Here is a 21,769-nt window from a genome sequence, read left to right as displayed (position 1 = left end):
ATGTGCGGATGAGCATGCCAGCCACCGACCAGCACAACCATTCGCATTCACACGACCATGGCCATTCCGGCGATGCTCGCAGTCGCAAGCTGCTGTTCGCGTTTGTCCTGACTACCGCGATGATGGCTGTCGAAGTCGTCGGTGGCATGTGGTCCGGCTCGCTGGCCTTGCTGGCCGATGCCGGTCACATGATGGTCGATGCGCTGGCCCTGCTGCTGGCGGTAGTGGGTGCATGGATGGCTACCAAGCCGGCGGATGCGCGACGCAGTTACGGCTACGGGCGCATGGAAGTGCTGGTCGGCTTCGTCAATGCGCTGAGCCAGTTCTTGCTGGTCGGCTGGATCATCTATGAGGCGATCAGCCGGTTGCTGCATCCGACGCACATCCTGTCCGGAATGATGCTGCTGGTGGCGGTCGTGGGCTTGCTGGTGAACCTGCTGGTGTTGTGCACGCTGCACGGACATGCGCATGACGATGTCAACCTGGCCGGGGCGAGCCTGCATGTGCTGGGTGATCTGCTGGGTTCGCTGGCCGCGGTGCTGGCGGCGCTGGCGATCCGCTGGCTAGGCTGGCTGTGGGCCGATCCGCTGCTCTCGCTGCTGGTGTCGCTGCTGATCCTCAACAGCGCCTGGCGCCTGCTGCGCTTGTCCGCGCACATCCTGCTCGAAGGCGTGCCCGACGGCATGGACAGCGCTCAGGTGCAGGCGTCGTTGCGTGGCGCCGATCCCTCGATCCGCGACATCCACCATCTGCATGTCTGGCAGCTGGCGTCGGGTTCGCGCATGGCCACCCTGCATGCCGAACTGTACGAGGCCGCCGATAGCGCACAAGCCTTGCAGGCGATCAAGCAGATGCTGCTGGAGCGCTTCCACATCCAGCACGCGACGGTGCAGATCGACCCCGGCAAGTGCCTGGACCGGACGCAGAACTGCTCCGACCACGGTCACCCCTGACTATGGCGGGTCTGGCCAACCTGCTATGATGTCCGATCATTCATCCTACGATTCAAGGAGTTCCCATGGGTAAGGGCGATCGCAAGACCCGTCGCGGCAAGACCTACCGCGGCAGCTATGGCAATACCCGTGCGCACACCGTGTCGCCGGCGGTCGTGGGCGCCAAGCCGACCGTGACCAAGCCGGTCGCTGCAAAGAAGGCTGCGCCGAAAAAGAAATCGGCCTGAGCTTCCAGCTCGGACCGGTTCCACAAGACCCCCGCCTCGGCGGGGGTTTTTGTTGGTGGGCGCGCTCGGGCAGATGCCGGCGGCGAAGCCGCGCAACGGCGGCATCACCGGTGAGGCCGCGAGGTGAAATGCCGCTGCGTCGTGGCGGGTTTGTATCCATGCAGAACCCTGTGTATGATGCGATCCATTGTATTAATGCATTAACACATCATGAAACGTCGATCGCTGGATCCAGAGACACCTGACGAGTCCGCCGAGCTCAGTCTGTGCGAGGCATTGTTGTCCCTGAAGGACGCCAGCGAGATGGCCGCGTTCCTGCGCGACCTGTGCACGCCGGCGGAAATGGAGGTGCTGGTGGATCGCTGGCGGGTGGTGCCGTATCTGCTTGATGGCGTGTCCTACCGGGAGATCCACGAGCGCACCGCGGTGAGCATCACCACAATCGGTCGGGTGGCGCGCTATCTCAATCAGGGCAACGGCGGCTATCTTGCGGCCGCGGCACATGCCTCGCGCCGTCGCCTTCCCGGCAAGAAGGCAAGGGCATGAAGGCCCGCGATCGACTGCGCATCGCGATGCAGAAATCCGGCCGACTCACCGAGCCGGCACTCGACCTTCTCAATCGTTGCGGGCTGAGTTTCCGCCAAAGCCGCGACAAGCTGTTCTGCTTCGGCGACGGCGAGCCGGTCGACCTGCTGCTGGTGCGCGACGACGACATTCCGAGCCTGATCGCGCAGGGGGTGTGCGACCTCGGCATCGTCGGGCGCAACGTACTGAGCGAGTTCCAGCTCACCGCTGGACGCGAGGCCGAGCCACTGGCCGAACTGCGACCGCTCGGTTTCGGCCGTTGCCGGCTGTCGATCGCGGTGCCGCAGGAACTGGATTATCACGAACCGCAGCAGTTGGAGGGCCGGCGCATTGCCACGTCCTATCCGGGCCTGCTCGGCGAATGGTTGCGCGCGCATGGCGTGAATGCCGGCGTGGTGACCCTGACCGGTTCGGTCGAGATTGCGCCGAAGCTGGGTACCGCCGACGCGATCTGCGACCTGGTGCAGAGCGGTGGGACCCTGGTGGCGAACCAGTTGCGCGAAGCCGATGTGCTGCTTGAAAGCGAGGCCGTGCTGGCCGGCCCCCTGACCCTGCCGGTGGACGAGCGCGGCGACATGCTGGAGCTGCTGCTGAAGCGGCTGGACGGGGTGATCCAGGTGCGCGAATCGCGCCTGCTGCTGTTGCAGACCTCGCGGCACACGCTGGAAGCGGTCACCCGCCTGCTGCCGGGCGGCCCGCAGCCGACCCTGCTGGCGGTGGCCGGCCAGCCGGATCAGCTGATGTTGCAGGCGTTGTGCGCCGGCGAGGTGAGCTGGCGGCAACTGGAAGAGATCAAGAAGGCCGGTGCGCGCGAGATGTTCGTGCTGCCGGTGGAGAAAATGCTGGCATGAAACGCCTGGACTGGAACGCACTGGACGAAGCGGCACGCCGCGATGCGCTGGCGCGGCCCGCGCAGTCGCGCGCGGATGAATTGCGCCGCGGTGTCGAGCGGATCATCGCCGCCGTGCGCGAGCACGGCGACACGGCACTGCGCGAACTCAGCGCGAAATACGACCGCTGCACACTGGACGCGATCGAAGTGGACGAGGCCGAGTTCGCGGCGGCCGAGGCTTTTCTCGATCCGGCCCTGAAGGCGGCGATCCGCGAAGCGGCCGCACGCATCGAACTGTTCCATCGTGCGGCGGCACCGCAACCGGTGGCGGTGGATACCGCGCCCGGCGTGCGGGTGGAGCGCATGCTGCGCCCGATCAGCCGGGTCGGCCTGTACGTGCCGGCCGGCAGCGCGCCGCTGCCGTCGACCGCCCTGATGCTGGGCGTGCCGGCGCATATCGCCGGTTGCCGCGAGGTGGTGTTGTGCTCGCCGGCGCGCGTGGATGGGCGCTGCGACGAGGCGGTGCTGTATGCCGCGCGCCTTACCGGCGTGCACAAGGTGTTCAAGCTGGGCGGCGCGCAGGCGATCGCCGCGATGGCCTACGGTACCGCCAGCGTGCCGAAGTGCGACAAGCTGTTCGGTCCCGGCAATGCCTGGGTCACCGAGGCGAAGTTGCAGGTGTCGTCCGATCCGGACGGCGCCGCGATCGACATGCCGGCCGGTCCGTCGGAAGTGCTGGTGATCGCCGACGCCGGCGCGAACCCCGTGTTCGTCGCCGCCGACCTGCTGTCGCAGGCCGAGCACGGGCCGGATTCGCAGGTGATCCTGCTGAGCCCGTCCACCGAGTTGCTGGATCAGGCGGCCGCCGAGGTCGAACGCCAGTGCGCCGAATTGCCGCGCGGCGCGATCGCCCGCCAGGTGTTGGCGCAGAGCCGGCTGATTGCGGTCGACTCGCTGGCGCAGGCGGTTGAAGTAAGCAATCGCTATGCGCCCGAGCACCTGATCCTGCAGGTGGCCGCGCCGCGCGCCTTGCTCGACGGCATCGAGAGCGCCGGCTCGATCTTCCTCGGCCAGTGGACGCCCGAATCGGTGGGCGACTACTGCAGCGGCAGCAACCATGTGCTGCCGACCTACGGCTACGCACGCAGCTACAGCGGGGTGTCGGTGGCCAGCTACCAGAAGCAGATCAGCGTGCAGGAAGTCAGCGAAGAAGGCTTGCGCAATATCGGTCCGTGCACGGCGACGCTGGCGGCGGCCGAACAACTGGAGGCGCACCGCCGCGCGGTGACCTTGCGATTGGCAACATTGGAGGCAAGGTCATGAGCGTGCTCGATCTGGCGCGGCCGGAAATCCGCGCGATGCAGCCGTATTCCTCGGCGCGGATGGAGGCCAGTGGTGGCGAGGTGTTCCTCAACGCGAACGAGTCGGCGTGGGCCCCGGTGGGCGACGACGGCCTCGGCTGCAATCGCTATCCCGAGCCGCAGCCCGCGGCGCTGGTCGATGCGCTGGCTGCACTCTATGGCGTGCGGCGCGAACAGTTGCTGGTCGGCCGCGGCAGCGACGAGGCGATCGACCTGCTGGTGCGCGCGTTCTGCCGCGCCGGCCGCGATGCGATCCTGATCCAGCCGCCGACGTTCGGCATGTACGAGGTGTGCGCGCGGGTGCAGGACGCTGGCGTCGTCGAGGTGCCGCTGGCGAATGATTTCACACTGGATGTAGATGCCGTGCTGACAGCACTGACTCCGGCGGTGAAACTGGTCTTCGTCTGCACGCCGAACAATCCCACCGGCCAGCCGATGCCACGCGCCGCGGTCGAGCGGCTGGCGCAGGCACTGAGCGGTCGCGCCTTGCTGGTGGTGGACGAGGCCTATGTGGAGTTCTGCGACGCGGGCAGTGTGGCGGACCTGATCGATCGCTACGACAACCTTGCCGTGCTGCGCACCTTGTCCAAGGCCTGGGCGCTGGCCGGCGTGCGCATCGGCAGCTTGCTGGCGAACGCCGAGGTGATCGCGCTGCTGCGCCGGATCATGGCGCCGTACCCGTTGCCGCTGCCGTGCGTGGATGCGGCGCTGCTGGCGCTGTCCGGCTGGGGCCGGGCGAACGCGCGCGAGCGCATCGGCATCGTGCGCGGGCAGCGCGCGCGGATGCAGATGGCGCTGCGCCAGTTACCCGGGGTGCGCGAAGTGTTGCCGTCGCAGGCGAACTTCCTTGCCGTGCGCTTCGACGATGCCGGCGCCGCTTACCAGCGCCTGCTCGCGGCCGGTATCGTGGTGCGCGACGTGCGTCGGTATCCAAACCTTGGCGATGCGCTGCGCATCACCATCGGTACGCCGGAGGAAAATGATCGGGTGCTGGCCATATTGAACACTCCGGCCATGGATGGCCGGGGCGTTGCCGGGGAATCGGCATGAACAGGCGCAAGATACTTTTTGTCGATCGCGACGGCTGCCTGATCGAGGAGCCGGCCGACGAGCAGATCGACAGCTACGAGAAGCTGGCCCTGCTGCCGGGCGTGATCGCCGCGCTGCAGCGCTTCGTCGCGGCCGGCTACGAACTGGTGATGGTGACGAACCAGGACGGCTTGGGCACCGACAGTTTCCCCGAACCGCATTTCACCGGGCCGCACGAACTGCTGCTGCGCATCCTAGCCTCGCAAGGCATCTGCTTCCGCGAGGTGCTGATCGACCGCAGCTTCCCGCACGAAGGCCTCGACACGCGCAAGCCCGGCATCGGCCTGCTGCGGCACTACCTCGCCGACGATGGTTGGAGCCGCGCGGCGTCGGCGATGGTGGGCGATCGCGAGACGGACCTGGAGTTAGCCGCGAATCTCGGCGTGCGCGGTATTCGCGTGGGCTCGCGCGGACTCGACTGGGAGGTGCTGGCGCACCAACTGCTGGACGCGCCGCGCACGGCCACAGCGATGCGCAACACGAAGGAAACCCGCATCACGGTCAGCGTCGACCTGGATCGGGCGGCCGAGCCGAAGGTGCATACCGGGTTGGGTTTCTTCGACCACATGCTGGAGCAGATCGGCAAGCACGGCGGCTTCGCGCTGGAGCTGCAATGCGACGGTGACATCCACATCGACGAGCACCACACCATCGAGGACTGCGCGCTGGCGCTGGGTGGCGCCTTGAGGCAGGCACTCGGCGACAAGCGTGGCATCGGCCGCTACGGCTTCACCCTGCCGATGGACGAAGCGCAGGCCAGCGCAGCGCTGGACCTGTCCGGCCGGCCGTACTTCGTGTTCGAGGGCTGTTTCCCGCGCGAGCGCGTGGGCGAGGTGCCGACCGAACTGGTGCCGCATTTCTTCCGTTCGCTGTGCGAGAGCCTGGGCGCAAACCTGCATCTCAGCGTGCGCGGCGACAACGCACACCACATGGTCGAGGCCTGCTTCAAGGTGGTGGCACGCACGTTGCGCCAGGCGATTCGCCGTGAGGGCAGCGAACTGCCCAGCACCAAGGGTGCGCTTTAATGAACGTCGTCCTGGTCGACGCCGGCGGCACCAATATCGGCTCGGTGCGTTATGCGCTGCAGCGGCTGGGTGTGGATGCCGAGCTGACCGCGGACGCGGCGACGATCCGCGCCGCCGACAAGGTGGTCCTGCCCGGCGTGGGCGCGGCTGCTCCCGGCATGGCACGGCTGCGCGAGCTGGGTCTGGTCGAACTGCTGCGTTCGCTGAGCCAGCCGGTGCTCGGTGTCTGCCTGGGCATGCAGCTGTTGTGCGCGCATTCGGAGGAGGGCGATACCGAATGCCTCGGGCTGATTCCGTTGCCGGTGCGCCGTTTCGCCGAAGCCCCCGGCTTGCGCGTGCCGCACATGGGCTGGAACCGCTTGAGCGCGAAGCAGGCGCATCCCCTGCTGGCCGGGCTGGGCGACGATGAGCAGGCGTACTTCGTGCACAGTTATGCGGTGCCGGCGAGTGACTGGACCCTCGTCACCAGCGATTACGGTGGGGCGTTTTCCGCCGTGATCGCGCGCGACAACTACTACGGCATGCAATTCCATCCCGAGCGTTCCGCTGCCGTCGGCGCGAAGCTTCTCAGGAATTTCCTCGAACTATGAACTTCGACGTGATCCCCGCAATCGACCTGCGCGGCGGCCAGGTGGTGCGCCTGAAGCAGGGCGACTACGCGCAGCAGACCACGTATGCGGCCGATCCGCGCGAACTGGCGCAGCGTTATGCCGATGCCGGTGCGCGCTGGCTGCACCTCGTCGACCTGGATGGCGCACGCTCGGGCCAGCTCGATAATCTCGCGGTGATCAGGGCGATTGCCGCGGACGGCATGCAGGTCCAGGCCGGTGGTGGCGTGCGCGACGAGGCAGACTTGCAGCGCCTGTTCGATGCCGGCGTGCAGCGCGCGGTGCTGGGCAGCGTGGCGATCCGCGATCCCGGACTCGTCGCCGGCTGGCTGGACACATACGGTGCCGAACGATTGACCCTCGCGCTCGACACGCGCCGCATCGACGGCCGCTGGACCTTGCCCAGCGCCGGCTGGACCGAAACCGAGGCGCGTACGCTGGACGAGCTGGCGCCGTGGTACGCCGCGCGTGGTGCCCGTCATCTGCTGTGCACCGACATCGACCGCGACGGCATGCTGGCCGGCTTCAACCTCGGTCTCTATCGCCACCTCGCCGACAGCGTGCCGCAACTGGCGGTGCAGGCTTCCGGCGGCGTGCGTTCGCTGGACGATATCCGTGCGGCGTGCGAAGCCGGCGCACGCGGCGTGATTCTCGGTCGCGCGCTGCTGGAAGGCCGCTTCACGGTCGAGGAGGCGCTGGCATGCTGAGCCGTCGGATCATTCCCTGCCTGGACGTGCGCGACGGCAAGGTGGTCAAGGGTGTGCGTTTCCGCGATCACGTGGTGATGGGCGAGATCGTCGACCTCGCGCTGCGCTACCGTGACGAAGGCGCCGACGAGCTGGTGTTCTACGACATCACCGCCAGCCCCGAGGGGCGCAGCGTGGATCGTGGCTGGGTCGAGAAGGTTGCCCGGGTGATCGACATTCCGTTCTGCGTGGCCGGCGGCATCCGCTCGGCCGAGGAGGCGCGCGCGGTGCTGCATGCGGGCGCGGACAAGATCTCGGTGAACTCGCCGGCGCTGGAACGGCCCGGGTTGATCGACGAACTGGCCGCCGCGTTCGGCGTGCAGTGCGTGGTGGTCGGCATCGACTCGCTGCGCGATGCCGACGGCGAATGGCGCGTGCGCCAGTACACCGGCGACCCTGCGAAGGCGCAGGCCCTGCCGCGCCGCACGGTGGACTGGATGGTCGAGGCGCAACGGCGCGGCGCCGGCGAGATCGTGCTGAACTGCATGGGCAGCGACGGCGTGCGCGGCGGCTACGACCTGGAGCAGCTGGCGGCGGCGCGCGCAGTTTGCCATGTGCCGCTGGTCGCCTCCGGCGGCGCCGGTGAGCCGCGGCATTTCCGCGATGCCTTCGTCGAGGCCGACATGGACGGCGCACTGGCGGCCAGCGTGTTCCATTCGGGCGCCATCGCGATACCGCAACTCAAGCAATTTCTGCGCGGCCAGGGTGTGGCCGTTCGTCTCTAAGCACCTGGAGCCTGCCATGGCCACCGAATCCGTCACCGATGTCAGCCGCCTCGACTGGACCAAGGGCGATGGCCTGCTGCCGGCGATCGTGCAGCACTGGCAGAGCGGCGAGGTACTCATGCTCGGCTACATGAATGCTGAGGCGCTGGCGCAGACGCAGGCCAGCGGCAAGGTCACGTTCCACAGCCGCAGCAAGCAGCGGCTGTGGACCAAGGGTGAGAGCTCGGGCCACGTGCTGGCGCTGAAGTCGATCCGCATCGACTGCGACGCCGACACGTTGCTGGTCCAGGCCGAGCCGCATGGCCCGACCTGTCACCTCGGCACGTCCAGCTGCTTCGGCGAAGCCGTGCGGCCACCGCTGGGCTTCCTCGCCGAACTCGACGCGCTGGTCGCGCAGCGCCATGCCGAGCGGCCGGCAGGCAGCTACACCACGAGGCTGTTCGAAGGCGGCATGCGCCGGATCGCGCAGAAAGTCGGCGAAGAAGGCGTCGAGACGGCGTTGGCCGCCGTGGTGCAGGACGATACCGAGCTTCTCGGCGAGGCGGCGGACCTGGTGTTCCATCTCGCCGTGGCGCTGCGCGCGCGCGGGCTCGGCTTGGCCGATGTCGCCCGCGTGCTGGCCGACCGGCATGCGGGGCGTGGCTGAGTCGATCTATCGAGGCGTGGCGGTGGGCGCATTGCCAGCGGGTGTCGCCGGTTTGAATGGCAGCGTCGGCCCAGGTGTGATCCCCTTGCGCCACAGGGCGAGTTGCTTCGCAATGCCGCTGCCGATGTCGATCTGCGGTTCCGACGGCGTCAACTTGTCCTGCCGCTCCCACTGGCGGATCTGGCCGCTGGCCTGCTTGAATGCCTCGACGAAATTGTCGGTGTGGTTCAGCGCGTCGACCAACCAGGCCTTGCCGAAGTAGGTGACGTCCGAATCGCTGCCGCAGCCGAACGAGCTGCGGTCGCCGCGGGCGGCGGTGAGCACCAGGGTGCCGGGGCCGCGCAGCGGCGGCACGAAGCCGCCCGAATAGCAGGCGTTGACCACGACCACCTTCCATTTGAACGGATGCCTGGACAGGATGCTGGCCAGGTCGCTGGCGCCGAGCTGGTCCAGCGGCAGCGGGTCCATGTCGACCAGCAGGCTGTGGTCCTCGCCGCCATGGCTGGTGATGTACAGCAGCAGGATGTCCTGGTCCCGGTGCATCGTCCTGCCCAGGCCTTCGAGCGCGGTTTCCAGGTTGCTCCAGCTGGCCAGCGGCCGGCTGGTCAGGCTGGCCGGATTGTTTCCCAGCACCAGGCTATGGGTAGTGGCGCCGAAGCGTTGCGCGAACAGTTGCGCGGCGTACTCGGCTTCATTGCGGAACACGTCCTCGCCGCCATCGCCGGCGAAGGCGAGCAGGTACAGGTTCGGTTTGCCGGGCACGCGGGGACCGAGTTGCGCCAGCGCGTCGCGCATCATCCGCGGCTGCGCGTACAACACCTGTTCCGGGGTTGGAGCCTGGCTTGGCCAGCTTTCGACAGCGGCCTCGCTGTCCAGGGCCGCGTCCGGGTCCATGCTGGCGGGTGCGGGTGCGGGATGGCCAACGCGCGATGGCATCGCCGGCGGACCGGGCCACCATGTCGCCAGCAGCACTCCGGCGGCGAACGCGAGAAGGATGGTCAGGACGCTGCGCATGGGGGCCCGTGCGGCGGGCTCAGGGCGTGATCGCGTCGAAATCGCGATATACCGGGTGGCGCGGCGACCCGGGCAGGGCCTGGGGCTCGCGCACCAGCCAGCCGGTATGGAAGCCGGCCGCCTGCGCGGCGTCGAGTTCCTCCACGATATCGGACAGGAACAGGATGTGCGCAGGCTGCTCACCGATGGCCTCGGCGATGAGACGATAGGATTCGGCCTCGCGTTTCGGCCCGGTTTCGGTATCGAAGTAGCCGGCGAACAGCGGGGTCAGGTCGCCGGCTTCGCTGTAGCGGAAGAACAGCTGCTGCGCAGGTACCGAACCGGAAGAGTACACATACAGACGCAGTCCATCGGCACGCCAATCGCGCAAGCGGGCGGCGACCTCGGGGTAGATGTGGGCGCGGTAATCGCTGGCGGCATAGCCGTCCTTCCAGATCATGCCCTGAAGCGCCTTCAGCGCGGTGGACTTGCGGTCCTGGTCGATCCACTGCAGCAGCAATTCGATGAAGTCCTGGCGACTGGCTTCGACCAGTCCTGCTTCACGGGCCGTCTCGTGCAGCCAATGCTGCACATCCGGCTGCTCACCATGGGTTTCGATGAAGGCCGGCAACCGTTTGCGTGCATAGGGAAACAGCACGTCGCGCACGAAGCTGATCGAACTGGTGGTGCCTTCGATGTCGGTGACGATGGCGCGGATTTCGATCATGGCCGTTCGACCCGGCATGGCTGCATCCGCGGAAACCTTCCTGCGATATCGTCACCGGTGAACTGTGCGACCCAGCCTTCCTTGTTGGTGAACAGCCGGATTGTTATGAAATAGGGCGACTCGCTCATGTCGAACCAGTGGCGGGTGCCATCCGGTACGCCGATCAGGTCACCCTGTTCGCACAAGATGTCGTAGACCTTGCCGTCGATGTGCAGGGTGAACTGGCCGGCGCCGGCGACGAAGAAGCGCACCTCGTCCTCGCTGTGGGTGTGTTCGCCGAGGAACTTCTGCCGCAACGCGGCGCGTTCGGGATGGTCCGGGGCGAGGCTGATCACGTCGACGGCCTGATAGCCCTCCTCGTCCATCAGCCGGTCGATGTCGCGGCGATACGCCGCGATCACCTCATCCTGGCTGGCGCCCGGCGCAATCGGCTGGTTCGCCTCCCACCGTTCAAAGCGGACGCCGACCTTGGCCAGTGCATCGGCAATCGCGGCGTGTTCGTGGTGCTCCGTCAGGGGCGATTGCGGTTTTGTCTCGTCGAAGATGCGCAGGCGACTCATGATGCCCTCGACTTTCTCAGGTCCAGCTCGCAGCCGAGCAGAAATTCCAGCGCCTCCAGATGGCGCTGGGCTTCGGCCATGTCGCGGCCCCAGGTGTAGATGCCATGGCCGTCGATCAGATAGGCATGCAGCGGCTTGCCGGCGTCCAGCCACGCATCCACCTGGGCAACCAGGTCGGGCATGTGCTGGGTATTCGGGAAGACCGGGATATCCAGCGTGCTCTCGTGCGTGAGGTAGCCCGTGATCGCCTTCTGCAACTCCCAGCCTTGCAGACGGATGACGCCGTCGCCGGCGAACAATCGCGAAACCACGCTCTGCGTGCGTGAATGGGTGTGCAGTACCGCGCCCATCTGCGGCCACCGCCGGTAGATCTGCGTGTGCAGCGCAGTCTCGGCACTGGGGCGTGCGTCGGTGCCGACGGCATGGCCGTCCAGGTCGATCAGCATGATGTCTTCGCGGCCCAGCCGGCCCTTATGCCGGCCGGAAACTGTAATCGCTGCGTGGTCCGCATCGATCCGCATCGAGAAGTTGCTGCTGGTGGCCGGCGTCCAGCCGAGCGCTGCCAGTTCACGCGCGGTCTCCGCGATGGTGTCGGCGCATGCCTCGAACAAGCTGGCCGGGATCGTGCCTGGCAGGGTTTGGCTCATGGTATTTGGACGTCCAAATGAACTTCAACTATAGCACGCGCCGGCCGTGCTCCCGGCTGAAATGAGAGCCATTCGCGCCAGTCAGGAAAAAGTTGCAATGGCAGGCGTAACATTGGCGCGAGTCCAGTGCAGGGTGCGCTGGATAGATACGACGGAGGCTTGCCCATGTCGAACGAAAAAGATATCGAATCGCGTCGCCGATTCCTCAAAGTGGCCGCCGGTACTACCGTGGCCGCCGTAGTCATTGGCGGACTGCCGCGCTTTGCACGCGCCGCCGATCTGCCGGCGCTGACCGAAACTGACCCGACTGCGAAGGCGCTGGGCTACGTCGAGGACGCCAGCAAGACGTCTGATGCCAAGCACAAAGCCGGCGACAATTGCGCCAATTGCCAGTTCTACAGCGGCGGCGCCACCGGTCGTGGGCCGTGTCAGTTGTTCCCGGGCAAATCAGTGAATGCGAAAGGCTGGTGCGTATCGCATACGCCGAAGAAAGCCTGACGGGCGTCCACGGTTCGCCTGATTCAAAGGGGCCGGCACATCGCCGGCCTTTTTTTGCGCGCGCCGGCTGCGCTTGGACGAGGAGCCCAGGCTTGCTCGCAGAGAAGAGAAAGGGGGAAGGCTGCGCGCGTGGCAGACAAAAGTGCGGCCCGGCGTGTCAGGCTGAGGAGCTTACCCACCTGACGCGTCGAGCCGCGATCCGGGGCCCACTGCCAAGTGATCAACCCGCGGACTGAGGATGATACTCCCGCGATTGAGGAATGGGCGAACCTCGCGCTGATTTGTATGGGCCTGGCTCACAAAATAAGCGAAATCAAGCAGTTGCCGTCCGTTTCGTAAAATTTATGTGAGATCAACTGTATTGGCGAGTTGACGGCAGATCCGGTGAATAACCGGAAATTGGCGGTAATTCGGCGAATATTCGCCGAACCCACCATCGGATGGCCACGCTCACTCAGGAAGCGGGATGGCGCAGGTAGCTGTGTCGGCGGCCGTAGAGAAAATAGATGGCGAAGCCGAGTAGCGTCCAGACCCCGAGGATCGCCCAGTTGAACCAGTCCAGGCTGAAAAGCAGCGCGAAACAACTGCCGACTCCCGCCAGGCAGGTAAACCAGACCCAGGGCACGCGGAATGTACGCGGTAGATCCGGCATGGTGTGGCGCAGGATCAACACGCCGGCGCAGACCGCCGAAAATGCGATCAACGTGCCCATCGAGGTGAGGTTGGCGAGCAGGTCGAGCGGAAATATCGCGGCCAGCAGGGCAATCACCGTGCCGGTGATCAGCGTGTTGATGTGTGGTGTGCGATACCGCGGATGCACCTTGCCGAAGACCTTCGGCAGCATGCCGTCACGCGCCATGATCATGAAGATTCGGGGTTGCGCGATGATCATCACCAGGATGACCGAGGACAACCCGATCATGGCGCCGATCTCCACGATCAACCGCAGCCAGTCCAGCTCCGGGTGCGCTGCGACAGCCGTGACCACCGGCTCGGAGGTATCCAGCACGGTGTACGGGACCAGACCCGTCAACACGGCGGCCATCGCCAGGTAGAGCACGGTGCAGATCACCAGCGAGAACAGGATGCCGAAGGGCAGGTCGCGCTGCGGATTCTTGCATTCCTGCGCCGCGGTCGAGGTGGCTTCAAAGCCGATGTAGGCGAAGAACACCATGGCCGCGCCACGCATGATGCCGGACCAGCCGTATTTGCCGTCACCCTGCGCTTCAGGGATGAACGGATGCCAGTTTTCCGGATTCACATAGCGGTAGCCGGCGATAACCACGATCACGATCAGGCCCACCTTGACCAGCACCATCAAGGCATTCAGCCCCGACGATTCGCGTATGCCGATATAGCAGAGCCAGGTCAGCGCCATCACGATCGCCACGGCAGGCAAGTTGAACAGGTGCCCGGTCGCGACCAGATGGCCGCCGGTGAATGCCAGCGGCGCCTCGGTGAGCGCGACGGGCAGGTGTATGCCCATGTGATCGAGCAGACTGGTGAAATAGCCGGTCCAGCTGGCAGCAACCGCGGAGGCGGAGATGCCGTACTCGGCCACCATGTTCCAGCCGATGAACCATGCGGCCAGTTCGCCCAGCGAGGCGTAGGCGTACGAGTACGAACTGCCGGAAATGGGGATGAGCGTGGCGAACTCGGCGTAGCACAGCGCGCTGAAGCCGCTGCAGATCGCGGCAATGACAAATGAGATCAATACTGCCGGGCCCGCGTGTTCGGCGGCGGCTGTGCCCGTGACCACAAAAATGCCGGTGCCGATGACGGCGCCGATGCCCAGAGCGGTAATCCCCCATGGGCCCAGGGTGCGTCGCAATGCCGGGCCGTGGGCACTATCGTCGTTGCTGAAGTTGGTCTTGCGGGCGAGCAACTGCTTGAGCATGGGCTATCGTCTTTGGAAGCGGGGTATCGAGCGCCGCCAGGGCGTCACAAACGCGGCGGCCGGCGTTGTGCGCCGGCCGTCGTTTGTCAGGGAGAGTTCTGGCGAAGTTTGCTGTGTTGGTAGCCGTAGAAGCCGTAGATCAGGAAGCCGATGGCGGTCCAGCTGATCAGCAATGGCCAGCGCACCGCGAATGCCTGCCAGAACAGGATCAGGCAGGCTGCTGCACCCAGCGGACAGATGATCCATGGCAGCGGCACCCGGAATGCACGCGGCAGCTCCGGCCGGGTGCGGCGCAGCACCAGCACGCCGATGCACACCGTGGCGAAGGCCAGCAGGGTGCCCATCGAAACCAGATCGCCCAGCACGTCTACCGGAAAAAGGCCTGCCAACGTGGCGGCGATCACGCCCACAATGATGGTGCCGACGTACGGCGTGCGATGTTTTGGATGCAGGCGGCCCAGCGCCTGGGGCATCAAGCCGTCACGCGACATGGCGTAGAAGATGCGCGGCTGTCCCATCAGCATGACCAGCACTACCGAGCTGAGGCCCGCCAGTGCGGCAAACACCACCAGAATCTTCAGCGAACCCAGCACATAGCTCGCGGTGCCGCCGGCAGCGACATTGCCCAGTACATAGTTGAGTGCGGTGGCAACCGGCTCGGGGGTGTTGAGCATGCGGAACGGCGCAACACCGGTCAGCGTGGCGGCCATGGCGATGTACAACAGGGTGCAGACGAACAGCGAGCCAAGAATGCCGATCGGCATGTCGCGCTGTGGATTCTTTGCTTCACCAGCAGCGGTGGAAACCGCGTCGAAACCGATGTACGCGAAGAACACCAGCGTGGCGCCGCGGATGACGCCGCTCCAGCCGAACTTCGAGCCGCCTTCGTTGGCCGGCACGAACGGGTGCCACAGATCCGTGTTGATGTAGTTGAACATCACTACCAGGAAAAGCAGGATCACGATCACCTTGATCGCCACGATGATCGCGTTGACCGTCGCCGACTGGGTGATGCCGCGATAGCACAGCCAGCTGATCGCAGCCACGATCGCGATCGCCGGCAAGTTGATGAAGGTGCCGGTGGTGATCAGGTGGCCCGCTTCGTTGAAGGTGAACGGAGCGGAGGAGAGCGCGGCCGGCAGCGTGAAGTTCATGCCGGTCAACGAGCTGATCATGCGCAGCATTTCATTGAAGTAGCCCGACCAGCCCACAGCGACGGTTGAAGCCGCGAACAGGTATTCCAGGACCAGGTTCCAGCCGACGAACCAGGCGACCACTTCGCCCAGGGTCGCATAGGAATAGGAGTACGCGCTGCCGGAGACCGGCAGCATCGCGGCAAACTCGGCGTAGCACAGGCCTGCCAGTGCGCAGGCGAAACCCGCCATCAGGAAGCTGATCACCAGCGCAGGGCCTGCAAACTGTGCAGCCGCGGTGCCGGTCAGGACGAAGATGCCGGCGCCGATCACCGCGCCGATGCCGAGCATCACCAGGTGGCGTGCGGTCAGTACGCGTTTCAGCGTGACCTCGCCAGTGGAGCTGCCTTCGACAGGTTCGCCGGCGTCCACGCGGGGCATCGCCTCGATGGTGTGAGTGGCAAACAGACCTTTTATCATCTAGCTCCCCTTCGGTGATGTTGCCCCGTTTCCGCTCTGCGTCGGTGCTCAAGACGGGCGGGGCAATGGCGCGCCAACATAGCCCAGCATTACGGGTTGTACAAGTTTCATTCAGCCGCGGCAGAGCCGTCGCGGCTTGCTTCCACACCATGCCAACGGATATCCATGCAGCAACCCAGCAACCCCATGTTCGCGGCACTTCAGCGTTACCGTGACCAATGGCAGGGTGAGGCGGCGACCATCATCCAGTTCGAAGCATTTCTGCATACGCACGCGAATGCATTCGAACGGAGCAATACGGCAGCCCATTTCACCGGTTCATGCTGGCTGGTCAACGGCGACGGCGCGAAGGTGCTGCTGATGAACCACCGCAAGCTGGACAAGTGGCTGCAGCCGGGCGGACACGCCGACGGCGATAGTGATCTGGCGCGCGTCGCGCTGCGCGAGGCGCAGGAAGAAACCGGCGTGTCGGATCTTCACGTGGAAGGCGGGATCTTCGATCTCGACCGGCATCGCATCCCCGCGCGCGCGCATGAGCCGGAGCATTGGCATTACGACGTTCGTCATGTGGTCCGCGCACGCGGCGATGATCGTTTCGCGATCAACGGGGAATCACATGCACTGGCGTGGCGGTCCGTCGTCGAGGTGGCGAGCGACAGCAGCCTCGACGCCTCACTGCGGCGGATGGCGCAGAAATGGCTGGCGCGGGATGGCGCCCATGTTTAGCCGTACTTCGCGGGCGCCGGATTCAGATGGCCGCATGCACCGCAGGTGCGCGCCTCGCGCGAGCCGTAGAAGCGCTCGAACACGGGAGGAAAGTCGCGTTCGATGCTGTCCAGCGTGAAGTATTCCTCATACAGCTTGTGGTTGCAGCGTTCGCAGAACCACAGCAGGCCATCCCGTTCCCCTTCGACGCGGCGGCGCTCGATCACCAGCCCGATGGAGCCGGCGGCACGGTTCGGGGAATGCGGTACGCGTGGCGGCAGGTAGAAGATTTCGCCGGCGCGCAGCGGGATGTCGCGGGCCACACCATCGTCTTGCACTTTCAGCGTGATCTCGCCCTCGAGTTGATAGAAAAACTCGGGGCCTTCGTCATAGTGATAGTCGGTGCGCGCGTTCGGGCCGCCCACGATCATGATGATGAAGTCGCCGTCGACGATGCACTTGTTGCCCACCGGCGGCTTCAGCAGGTGACGGTGCTCGTCGATCCAGCGCTCGAGGTTGATGGGCGGCAGCAAGGCCATGGCGGTGGTTCCTGGAGAAGTAACGGCACCTTAGCGCCGCCGCGGTCGCAAAAAAAGCCGCGGCGGCTCAGACCTCAAGCGTCGCCAGGTCGCCCTTTTCCTCCAGCCAGGCCTTGCGGTCGCCGGCGCGTTTCTTGGCCAGCAGCATGTCCATCAGCTTGGCGGTGCCGTCGTCGTCGCCGACGGTCAGCTGCACCAGCCGGCGCGTGTCCGGGTGGATCGTCGACTCGCGCAACTGCGGCGGGTTCATCTCGCCCAGGCCCTTGAAGCGGGTGGTGCTGACCGCGCCTTTCATCTTCTCGCGCTCGATCCGCTGCAACATCGCCAGCTTCTCGCTCTCGTCGAGGCAGTAGAACACCTGCTTGCCGACATCGACCCGGAACAGCGGCGGCATCGCCACGAACACATGGCCCTCGCCGACCAGCTTCGGGAAATGGCGCAGGAACAGCGCCGCCAGCAAGGTGGCGATGTGCAGGCCGTCGGAGTCGGCATCGGCGAGGATGATCACCTTGCCATAGCGCAGGCTGGACAGGTCGTCCTTGCCGGGGTCACAGCCGATTGCCACGGCCAGATTGTGCACTTCCTCCGAGGCCAGCACCGAGGTCGATTCCACTTCCCAGGTGTTGAGGATCTTGCCGCGCAGCGGCAGGATCGCCTGGAACTCCTTGTCGCGCGCCTGCTTGGCGCTGCCGCCGGCAGAGTCGCCCTCGACCAGGAACAGTTCCGTGCGGGTGAGGTCGGTGGCGGTGCAGTCGGCCAGCTTGCCGGGCAGTTGCGGGCCCTGGGTGATCTTCTTGCGGACGATCTGCTTGGCCGCCTTCAGCCGCGCGCTGGCGCGTTCGATCGCCAGTTGGGCAATGCGCTCGCCCATCTCCACGTGCTGGTTCAACCACAGGCTGAAAGCGTCGTGGATGACGTTCTCGACCATGCCGGCGGTCTGCCGCGAGGACAGCCGCTCCTTGGTCTGGCCGGCGAACTGCGGATCCTGCAGCCGGGTCGACAGCACGAACGACAGCCGCTCCCATACGTCTTCCGGCGCCAGCTTCACGCCGCGCGGCAGCAGGTTGCGGATGTCGCAGAATTCGCGGATCGCGGTGGTCAGGCCGGTGCGCAGGCCGTTGACGTGGGTACCGCCCTGCGCGGTGGGGATCAGGTTGACGTAGCTCTCCTGCACCAGCTCGCCTTCCGGCAGCCAGGCCAGCGCCACTTCCAGGCCTTCGACGTCGCGTGCCATGCGGTGCACGAACAGCTCGTTCGGCAACGCCTCGATGCCGTCGAGTTCGCCGCGCAGGTAGTCGCGCAGGCCGTCCTCGTAGTGCCATTCGATGACCTCGCCCGAGGCCACATCGGTGAGCTTGACGTTGAGGCCGGCGCACAGCACCGCCTTGGCGCGCAGCAGGTGCTTGAGCTTGCCCAGCGAGATCTTCGGCGAGTCGAAATACTTCGCCTCCGGCCAGAAGCGCAAGGTGGTGCCGCTGCGCTTCTTCGGCACCGTGCCGATGACCTCCAGCGGACTGATCTTGTCGCCGTGGGCGAACACCATCCGATATTCGGAACCGTCGCGGCGGATCGTCACCTCGACCCGGTCGGACAGCGCGTTGACCACCGACACGCCGACGCCGTGCAAACCGCCGGAGAAGTTGTAGTTCTTGCCGCTGAATTTGCCGCCGGCGTGCAGCCGGGTCATGATCAGCTCGACGCCGGAGACGCCTTCCTCCGGGTGGATGTCCACCGGCATGCCGCGGCCATCGTCGCTCACTTCCACCGAGCCGTCGTCGTGCAGTACCACCTCGATGGTCTTCGCATGGCCGGCCAGCGCCTCGTCCACCGAGTTGTCCACCACCTCCTGCACCAGATGGTTCGGGCGGGTGGTGTCGGTATACATGCCGGGGCGGCGCTTGACCGGATCCAGGCCGGAGAGGACTTCGATGTCGGCGGCGTTGTAGCGACTGCTCATGCGTGTGTTTCGATCCGGTAAAGACGGCAAAGCATGGGGCGCGCGGGCGGGCAGGGTCAAGCCGGCCAGGGTCGATCAGCGATAACCTTGCGCCTGCAGCGAGAACAAGTGGGCGTAGTGGCCGGCCAGCGCCATCAGCTGTTCGTGGCTGCCGTGTTCCACGATGCGGCCGTCCTGGATCACGATGATCTGGTCGGCCATGCGCACGGTGGAGAAGCGGTGCGAGATCAGGATCGCGATGCGGTTGCCGGCCAGTTCGCGGAAGTGCTCGAAGATGGTCGCCTCGGCGGCGGCGTCCATCGCCGCGGTGGGTTCGTCCAGCACCAGGATGTCCGCGCGCGAACGCATGAACGCGCGCGCCAGTGCGATCTTCTGCCACTGCCCGCCGGACAGCTCGCGGCCGTCGCGGAACCACTTGCCGAGCTGGGTCTCGAAGCCGGCCGGCAGGCTGTCGATGAACTCGCTGGCCATGCCCTTGTCGCTGGCCTCGCGCCAGCGGGCTTCGTCCTCGAAGTGGCTGACGTCGCCGGCGCCCACGTTCTCGCCCACGCGCATCTGGTAGCGCGCGAAGTCCTGGAAGATCACGCCGATGCGCTGCAACAGGGTGCTTTCGTCCCAGTCGCGCAGGTCGGTGCCGTCGAGCAGGATGCGGCCGCTGTCGGGTGAGTACAGCCGGGTCAGCAGCTTGATCAGGGTGGTCTTGCCCGAACCGTTCTGGCCGACCAGGGCCAGCGATTCGCCGGGGCGGATGTGCAGGTTGATGTCGTGCAGCGTCGGTTCGCTGGCGCCGGGGTAGGTGAAACCGACATGCTCGAAGCGGATGCCGTCATCGGGCCTTGCGCCGCGTTGCGCGATACCCAGCGAAGGCGGCACCGGGGTTTCCAGGTATTCGTACAGGGTGGACAGGTACAGGTTGTCCTCGTACATGCCGCCGATCGCCGACAGCATCGCCGACACCGCTGCCTGGCCCTGGCGGAACAGCATCAGGTACATCGTCATCTGGCCCAGCGTGATGCGCGCGACCACGGTGCTGGCGGCGATCCACGCATAGGCGCCGTACAGCGTGAGCGTGCCGAGCAGGCCCAGCCCGAAGCCCCAGCTCTCGCGGCGCACGGTGAGGTCGCGGTCGTCGCTGTAGAGCTTGTCGAAGATGTCGCGGTAGCGGCCCAGCAGCAGCGGGCCGAGGCCGAACAGTTTCACTTCCTTGGCGTGGTCCTCGCGCGCCAGCACGGTTTCCAGGTACAGCTGCATGCGCGTTTCCGGCGAGCGCCAGCGGAACAGCCGGAACGCGTCGCCGGAAAACTTCGTCTCGGCGAAGAACGACGGCAGTCCGGCCAGCAACAGCACGGCCACCGCCCACGGCGAGAACTGGAACAGCAGGCTGCCGTAGCTGAGCAGCGAGATCGCGTTCTGGCCCAGCCCGAATGTGCGCGTCACCAGCGACAGCGGCCGGCTCGACGCCTCGCGGCGGGCGCGGGTGAGCTTGTCGTAGAACTCCGAATCCTCGAAGTGCGCCAGCTGCAGGGTCAGCGCCTTCTCCAGGATCATCACGTTGACGCGCTGCCCCAGTTGCGCGCGCAGCAGCGACTGGCACATCGACAGCCCGCGCTGCGCACCGGCCAACGCCGCCACCAGCACGCCTTCCAGCGCCACCCACTCGAATACCGGCCGCAACGAGGCATGGCCGCTGGCAGTCCATGACCGGCTGGCGTTCACCACCGCGTCGACGATGTGCGCGCCGACGTAGGCCACGCCAGCCGGCAGCAGGCCGGCGGTGAGCGTCAGCAAGCCCAGCGCGATCGTCAGCGCGCGGCTGGTGCTCCACACCAGTTCCAGCGCCCGACCGCTGTAACGGAACACACCCAGGAAACTGCGGGTGAGTTCGGTCGATTCGACAGGCTCGGCGGAGCGGTGGGGCGGCACGTGGGAAGAGTCTTCAGGTCATCGCGCAGCAGCGCGGAAGTCATGACATGGGGGCCGTGCCGCTTCACGCAAGACGGGCGCGTTGCCCGGGGCGAGTCAATGCAGTTCTACGTCGACGACCTGCTGCGCCGACTGGTACAGCGCCGGGAACAGTTGTTGCAGATGCGCCACCTTGGGCGCGTCGTTGATGACGATGTAGGGACTGTATGGATGCTCGCTGAAGTAGTGCTGGTGGTAAGCCTCGGCCGGATAGAACGCCTTCAGCGGAACCACCTGGGTCACGATTGGCGCCGGAAAGGCTTTCGCCGCGGTCAGCTGCGCGATATAGGAAGCCGCGATCGTCTTCTGCTCGTCGTTGCCGTAGAAGATCGCCGAGCGGTACTGGGTGCCACTGTCCGGCCCCTGCCGGTCGAGCTCGGTCGGATCCAGCGCGACCGAGAAAAACACCTGCAGCAAGGTGCCGTAGCTGACCTGTTTCGGATCGAACTGGACGCGTACCGACTCGGCGTGGCCTGTCGTGCCGCTGCTCACCTGATCGTAGCTGGCCGTGCCGGCGCTTCCGCCGGAATAGCCGGCCACCACCTTGTGCACGCCCCTGACGTGTTCGAACACTGCCTCGATGCCCCAGAAGCAGCCGCCGGCAAACACCGCCGTAGCTTCGCCATGCAGCGGCTTCACGGCATCCACGGCGGGGGCGGGCAGCTTCACACCGTCGCTCGCGGCCGCTGCCGGCGTGCATGCGGTCAGCCCTGCCAGCATCAGGGCAGCGGTGAGAGGAAGTGCGTGGAACAAGGTGCGACGGAGCATGGCGGGCCTCGCTGACGGTGGCGCGTTGTCGGGCTTGTGTCTTTACGTGGGAGCGGCCATGGCGGATGCAAGCGTGCCCGCTACGGCCGTCCCCACCCGATATTTC

23 protein-coding genes are annotated in these 21,769 nt (G+C 66.0%); 13 read left to right on the top strand and 10 right to left on the bottom strand.

Annotation, left to right across the window (positions count from 1 at the left end; genetic code table 11):
• Nucleotides 1-8: 8 nt before the first annotated feature.
• The 11 genes from ACFPME_RS14220 to hisIE all read left to right on the top strand — a co-directional run bounded on the left by ACFPME_RS14220 (nt 9) and on the right by hisIE (nt 8,797).
• A complete protein-coding gene (locus ACFPME_RS14220; protein WP_377306310.1) occupies nt 9-953 on the top strand; it encodes a cation diffusion facilitator family transporter in 945 nt (314 codons plus the stop codon).
• Between the two features lie 65 nt (nt 954-1,018).
• Entirely contained in the window at nt 1,019-1,180 is a 162-nt protein-coding gene (locus tag ACFPME_RS14215; RefSeq protein ID WP_113724308.1) for a 30S ribosomal protein THX, read from the top strand.
• 210 nt (nt 1,181-1,390) lie between these two features.
• A complete protein-coding gene (locus tag ACFPME_RS14210) occupies nt 1,391-1,726 on the top strand; it encodes a YerC/YecD family TrpR-related protein (protein ID WP_377306309.1) in 336 nt (111 codons plus the stop codon).
• The gene (gene hisG / locus ACFPME_RS14205; protein ID WP_377306308.1) at nt 1,723-2,616 is read left to right on the top strand and encodes an ATP phosphoribosyltransferase; all 894 of its coding nucleotides are present in this window, start codon (nt 1,723-1,725) and stop codon (nt 2,614-2,616) included. Before ACFPME_RS14210 ends, hisG begins: the two co-directional genes overlap by 4 nt.
• Nucleotides 2,613-3,920 (top strand): histidinol dehydrogenase, encoded by a 1,308-nt coding sequence (hisD, locus tag ACFPME_RS14200; protein WP_377306307.1) that lies wholly within the window; start codon nt 2,613-2,615, stop codon nt 3,918-3,920. The genes hisG and hisD overlap by 4 nt, the downstream gene beginning before the upstream one ends.
• Nucleotides 3,917-5,008 carry a histidinol-phosphate transaminase gene (hisC, locus tag ACFPME_RS14195; RefSeq protein WP_377306306.1) on the top strand — a complete coding sequence of 364 codons (1,092 nt, stop codon included), beginning with the start codon at nt 3,917-3,919 and terminating at the stop codon, nt 5,006-5,008. The genes hisD and hisC overlap by 4 nt, the downstream gene beginning before the upstream one ends.
• Nucleotides 5,005-6,072 carry a bifunctional histidinol-phosphatase/imidazoleglycerol-phosphate dehydratase HisB gene (hisB, locus tag ACFPME_RS14190; RefSeq protein WP_377306305.1) on the top strand — a complete coding sequence of 356 codons (1,068 nt, stop codon included), beginning with the start codon at nt 5,005-5,007 and terminating at the stop codon, nt 6,070-6,072. The genes hisC and hisB overlap by 4 nt, the downstream gene beginning before the upstream one ends.
• On the top strand, nt 6,072-6,662 hold the full coding sequence (gene hisH / locus ACFPME_RS14185; RefSeq protein WP_377306304.1) for an imidazole glycerol phosphate synthase subunit HisH: 591 nt from the start codon (nt 6,072-6,074) through the stop codon (nt 6,660-6,662). Before hisB ends, hisH begins: the two co-directional genes overlap by 1 nt.
• Nucleotides 6,659-7,387: a 1-(5-phosphoribosyl)-5-[(5-phosphoribosylamino)methylideneamino]imidazole-4-carboxamide isomerase gene (gene hisA, locus ACFPME_RS14180; RefSeq protein WP_377306303.1), complete on the top strand. Its 729-nt coding sequence runs from the start codon at nt 6,659-6,661 to the stop codon at nt 7,385-7,387. Before hisH ends, hisA begins: the two co-directional genes overlap by 4 nt.
• Nucleotides 7,381-8,151 (top strand): imidazole glycerol phosphate synthase subunit HisF, encoded by a 771-nt coding sequence (gene hisF, locus ACFPME_RS14175; protein WP_377306302.1) that lies wholly within the window; start codon nt 7,381-7,383, stop codon nt 8,149-8,151. Before hisA ends, hisF begins: the two co-directional genes overlap by 7 nt.
• Before the next feature lie 16 nt (nt 8,152-8,167).
• Entirely contained in the window at nt 8,168-8,797 is a 630-nt protein-coding gene (gene hisIE, locus ACFPME_RS14170) for a bifunctional phosphoribosyl-AMP cyclohydrolase/phosphoribosyl-ATP diphosphatase HisIE (protein WP_377306301.1), read from the top strand.
• A gap of 6 nt (nt 8,798-8,803) precedes the next feature.
• On the opposite strand, the gene ACFPME_RS14165 is transcribed toward hisIE, so the two are convergent.
• Genes ACFPME_RS14165 through ACFPME_RS14150 form a run of 4 tightly spaced genes read right to left on the bottom strand, consistent with a single transcriptional unit; the run spans nt 8,804 to nt 11,724 of the window.
• Nucleotides 8,804-9,811 carry a C13 family peptidase gene (locus tag ACFPME_RS14165; RefSeq protein WP_377306300.1) on the bottom strand — a complete coding sequence of 336 codons (1,008 nt, stop codon included), beginning with the start codon at nt 9,809-9,811 and terminating at the stop codon, nt 8,804-8,806.
• Between the two features lie 19 nt (nt 9,812-9,830).
• Nucleotides 9,831-10,517 carry an acireductone synthase gene (gene mtnC / locus ACFPME_RS14160; RefSeq protein WP_377306299.1) on the bottom strand — a complete coding sequence of 229 codons (687 nt, stop codon included), beginning with the start codon at nt 10,515-10,517 and terminating at the stop codon, nt 9,831-9,833.
• On the bottom strand, nt 10,514-11,077 hold the full coding sequence (locus ACFPME_RS14155; protein ID WP_377306298.1) for a 1,2-dihydroxy-3-keto-5-methylthiopentene dioxygenase: 564 nt from the start codon (nt 11,075-11,077) through the stop codon (nt 10,514-10,516). The genes mtnC and ACFPME_RS14155 overlap by 4 nt, the downstream gene beginning before the upstream one ends.
• Nucleotides 11,074-11,724, bottom strand: a complete 651-nt coding sequence (locus ACFPME_RS14150) for a methylthioribulose 1-phosphate dehydratase (RefSeq protein WP_377306297.1) — start codon at nt 11,722-11,724, stop codon at nt 11,074-11,076. The genes ACFPME_RS14155 and ACFPME_RS14150 overlap by 4 nt, the downstream gene beginning before the upstream one ends.
• Before the next feature lie 165 nt (nt 11,725-11,889).
• On the opposite strand from ACFPME_RS14150, the gene ACFPME_RS14145 reads away from it, so the two are divergent.
• Entirely contained in the window at nt 11,890-12,222 is a 333-nt protein-coding gene (locus ACFPME_RS14145; protein WP_377306296.1) for a high-potential iron-sulfur protein, read from the top strand.
• 454 nt (nt 12,223-12,676) lie between these two features.
• Here the strand turns inward: ACFPME_RS14145 and ACFPME_RS14140 are convergent, their stop codons facing one another.
• Nucleotides 12,677-14,119: an amino acid permease gene (locus ACFPME_RS14140; RefSeq protein WP_377306295.1), complete on the bottom strand. Its 1,443-nt coding sequence runs from the start codon at nt 14,117-14,119 to the stop codon at nt 12,677-12,679.
• An 86-nt stretch (nt 14,120-14,205) separates the two neighbouring features.
• Nucleotides 14,206-15,732: an amino acid permease gene (locus ACFPME_RS14135; RefSeq protein WP_377306294.1), complete on the bottom strand. Its 1,527-nt coding sequence runs from the start codon at nt 15,730-15,732 to the stop codon at nt 14,206-14,208.
• A 165-nt stretch (nt 15,733-15,897) separates the two neighbouring features.
• Here ACFPME_RS14135 and ACFPME_RS14130 point away from each other — a divergent pair, with 165 nt between their 5' ends.
• Nucleotides 15,898-16,458, top strand: coding sequence for an NUDIX hydrolase (locus ACFPME_RS14130; RefSeq protein ID WP_377306293.1), 561 nt, complete (start codon nt 15,898-15,900; stop codon nt 16,456-16,458).
• Here ACFPME_RS14130 and ACFPME_RS14125 read toward each other — a convergent pair.
• The 4 genes from ACFPME_RS14125 to msrA all read right to left on the bottom strand — a co-directional run bounded on the left by ACFPME_RS14125 (nt 16,455) and on the right by msrA (nt 21,663).
• A complete protein-coding gene (locus ACFPME_RS14125; protein WP_377306292.1) occupies nt 16,455-16,976 on the bottom strand; it encodes a 3-hydroxyanthranilate 3,4-dioxygenase in 522 nt (173 codons plus the stop codon). The two genes, ACFPME_RS14130 and ACFPME_RS14125, sit on opposite strands and share 4 nt — an antisense overlap.
• A 67-nt stretch (nt 16,977-17,043) precedes the next feature.
• Nucleotides 17,044-18,933, bottom strand: a complete 1,890-nt coding sequence (parE, locus tag ACFPME_RS14120) for a DNA topoisomerase IV subunit B (protein ID WP_377306291.1) — start codon at nt 18,931-18,933, stop codon at nt 17,044-17,046.
• Nucleotides 18,934-19,008: 75 nt separating this feature from the next.
• Nucleotides 19,009-20,856, bottom strand: coding sequence for an ABC transporter ATP-binding protein (locus tag ACFPME_RS14115; RefSeq protein ID WP_377306290.1), 1,848 nt, complete (start codon nt 20,854-20,856; stop codon nt 19,009-19,011).
• A 96-nt stretch (nt 20,857-20,952) separates the two neighbouring features.
• A complete protein-coding gene (gene msrA / locus ACFPME_RS14110; RefSeq protein WP_377306289.1) occupies nt 20,953-21,663 on the bottom strand; it encodes a peptide-methionine (S)-S-oxide reductase MsrA in 711 nt (236 codons plus the stop codon).
• Between the last annotated feature and the right edge of the window lie 106 nt (nt 21,664-21,769).

The sequence above is a fragment of the Rhodanobacter umsongensis genome, assembly GCF_042654965.1.
Taxonomy (GTDB): Bacteria; Pseudomonadota; Gammaproteobacteria; order Xanthomonadales; family Rhodanobacteraceae; genus Rhodanobacter; species Rhodanobacter umsongensis.
The sequence above is the reverse complement of the archived record's forward strand: the minus strand, read 5'-3'. Positions and strand labels throughout refer to the sequence as shown.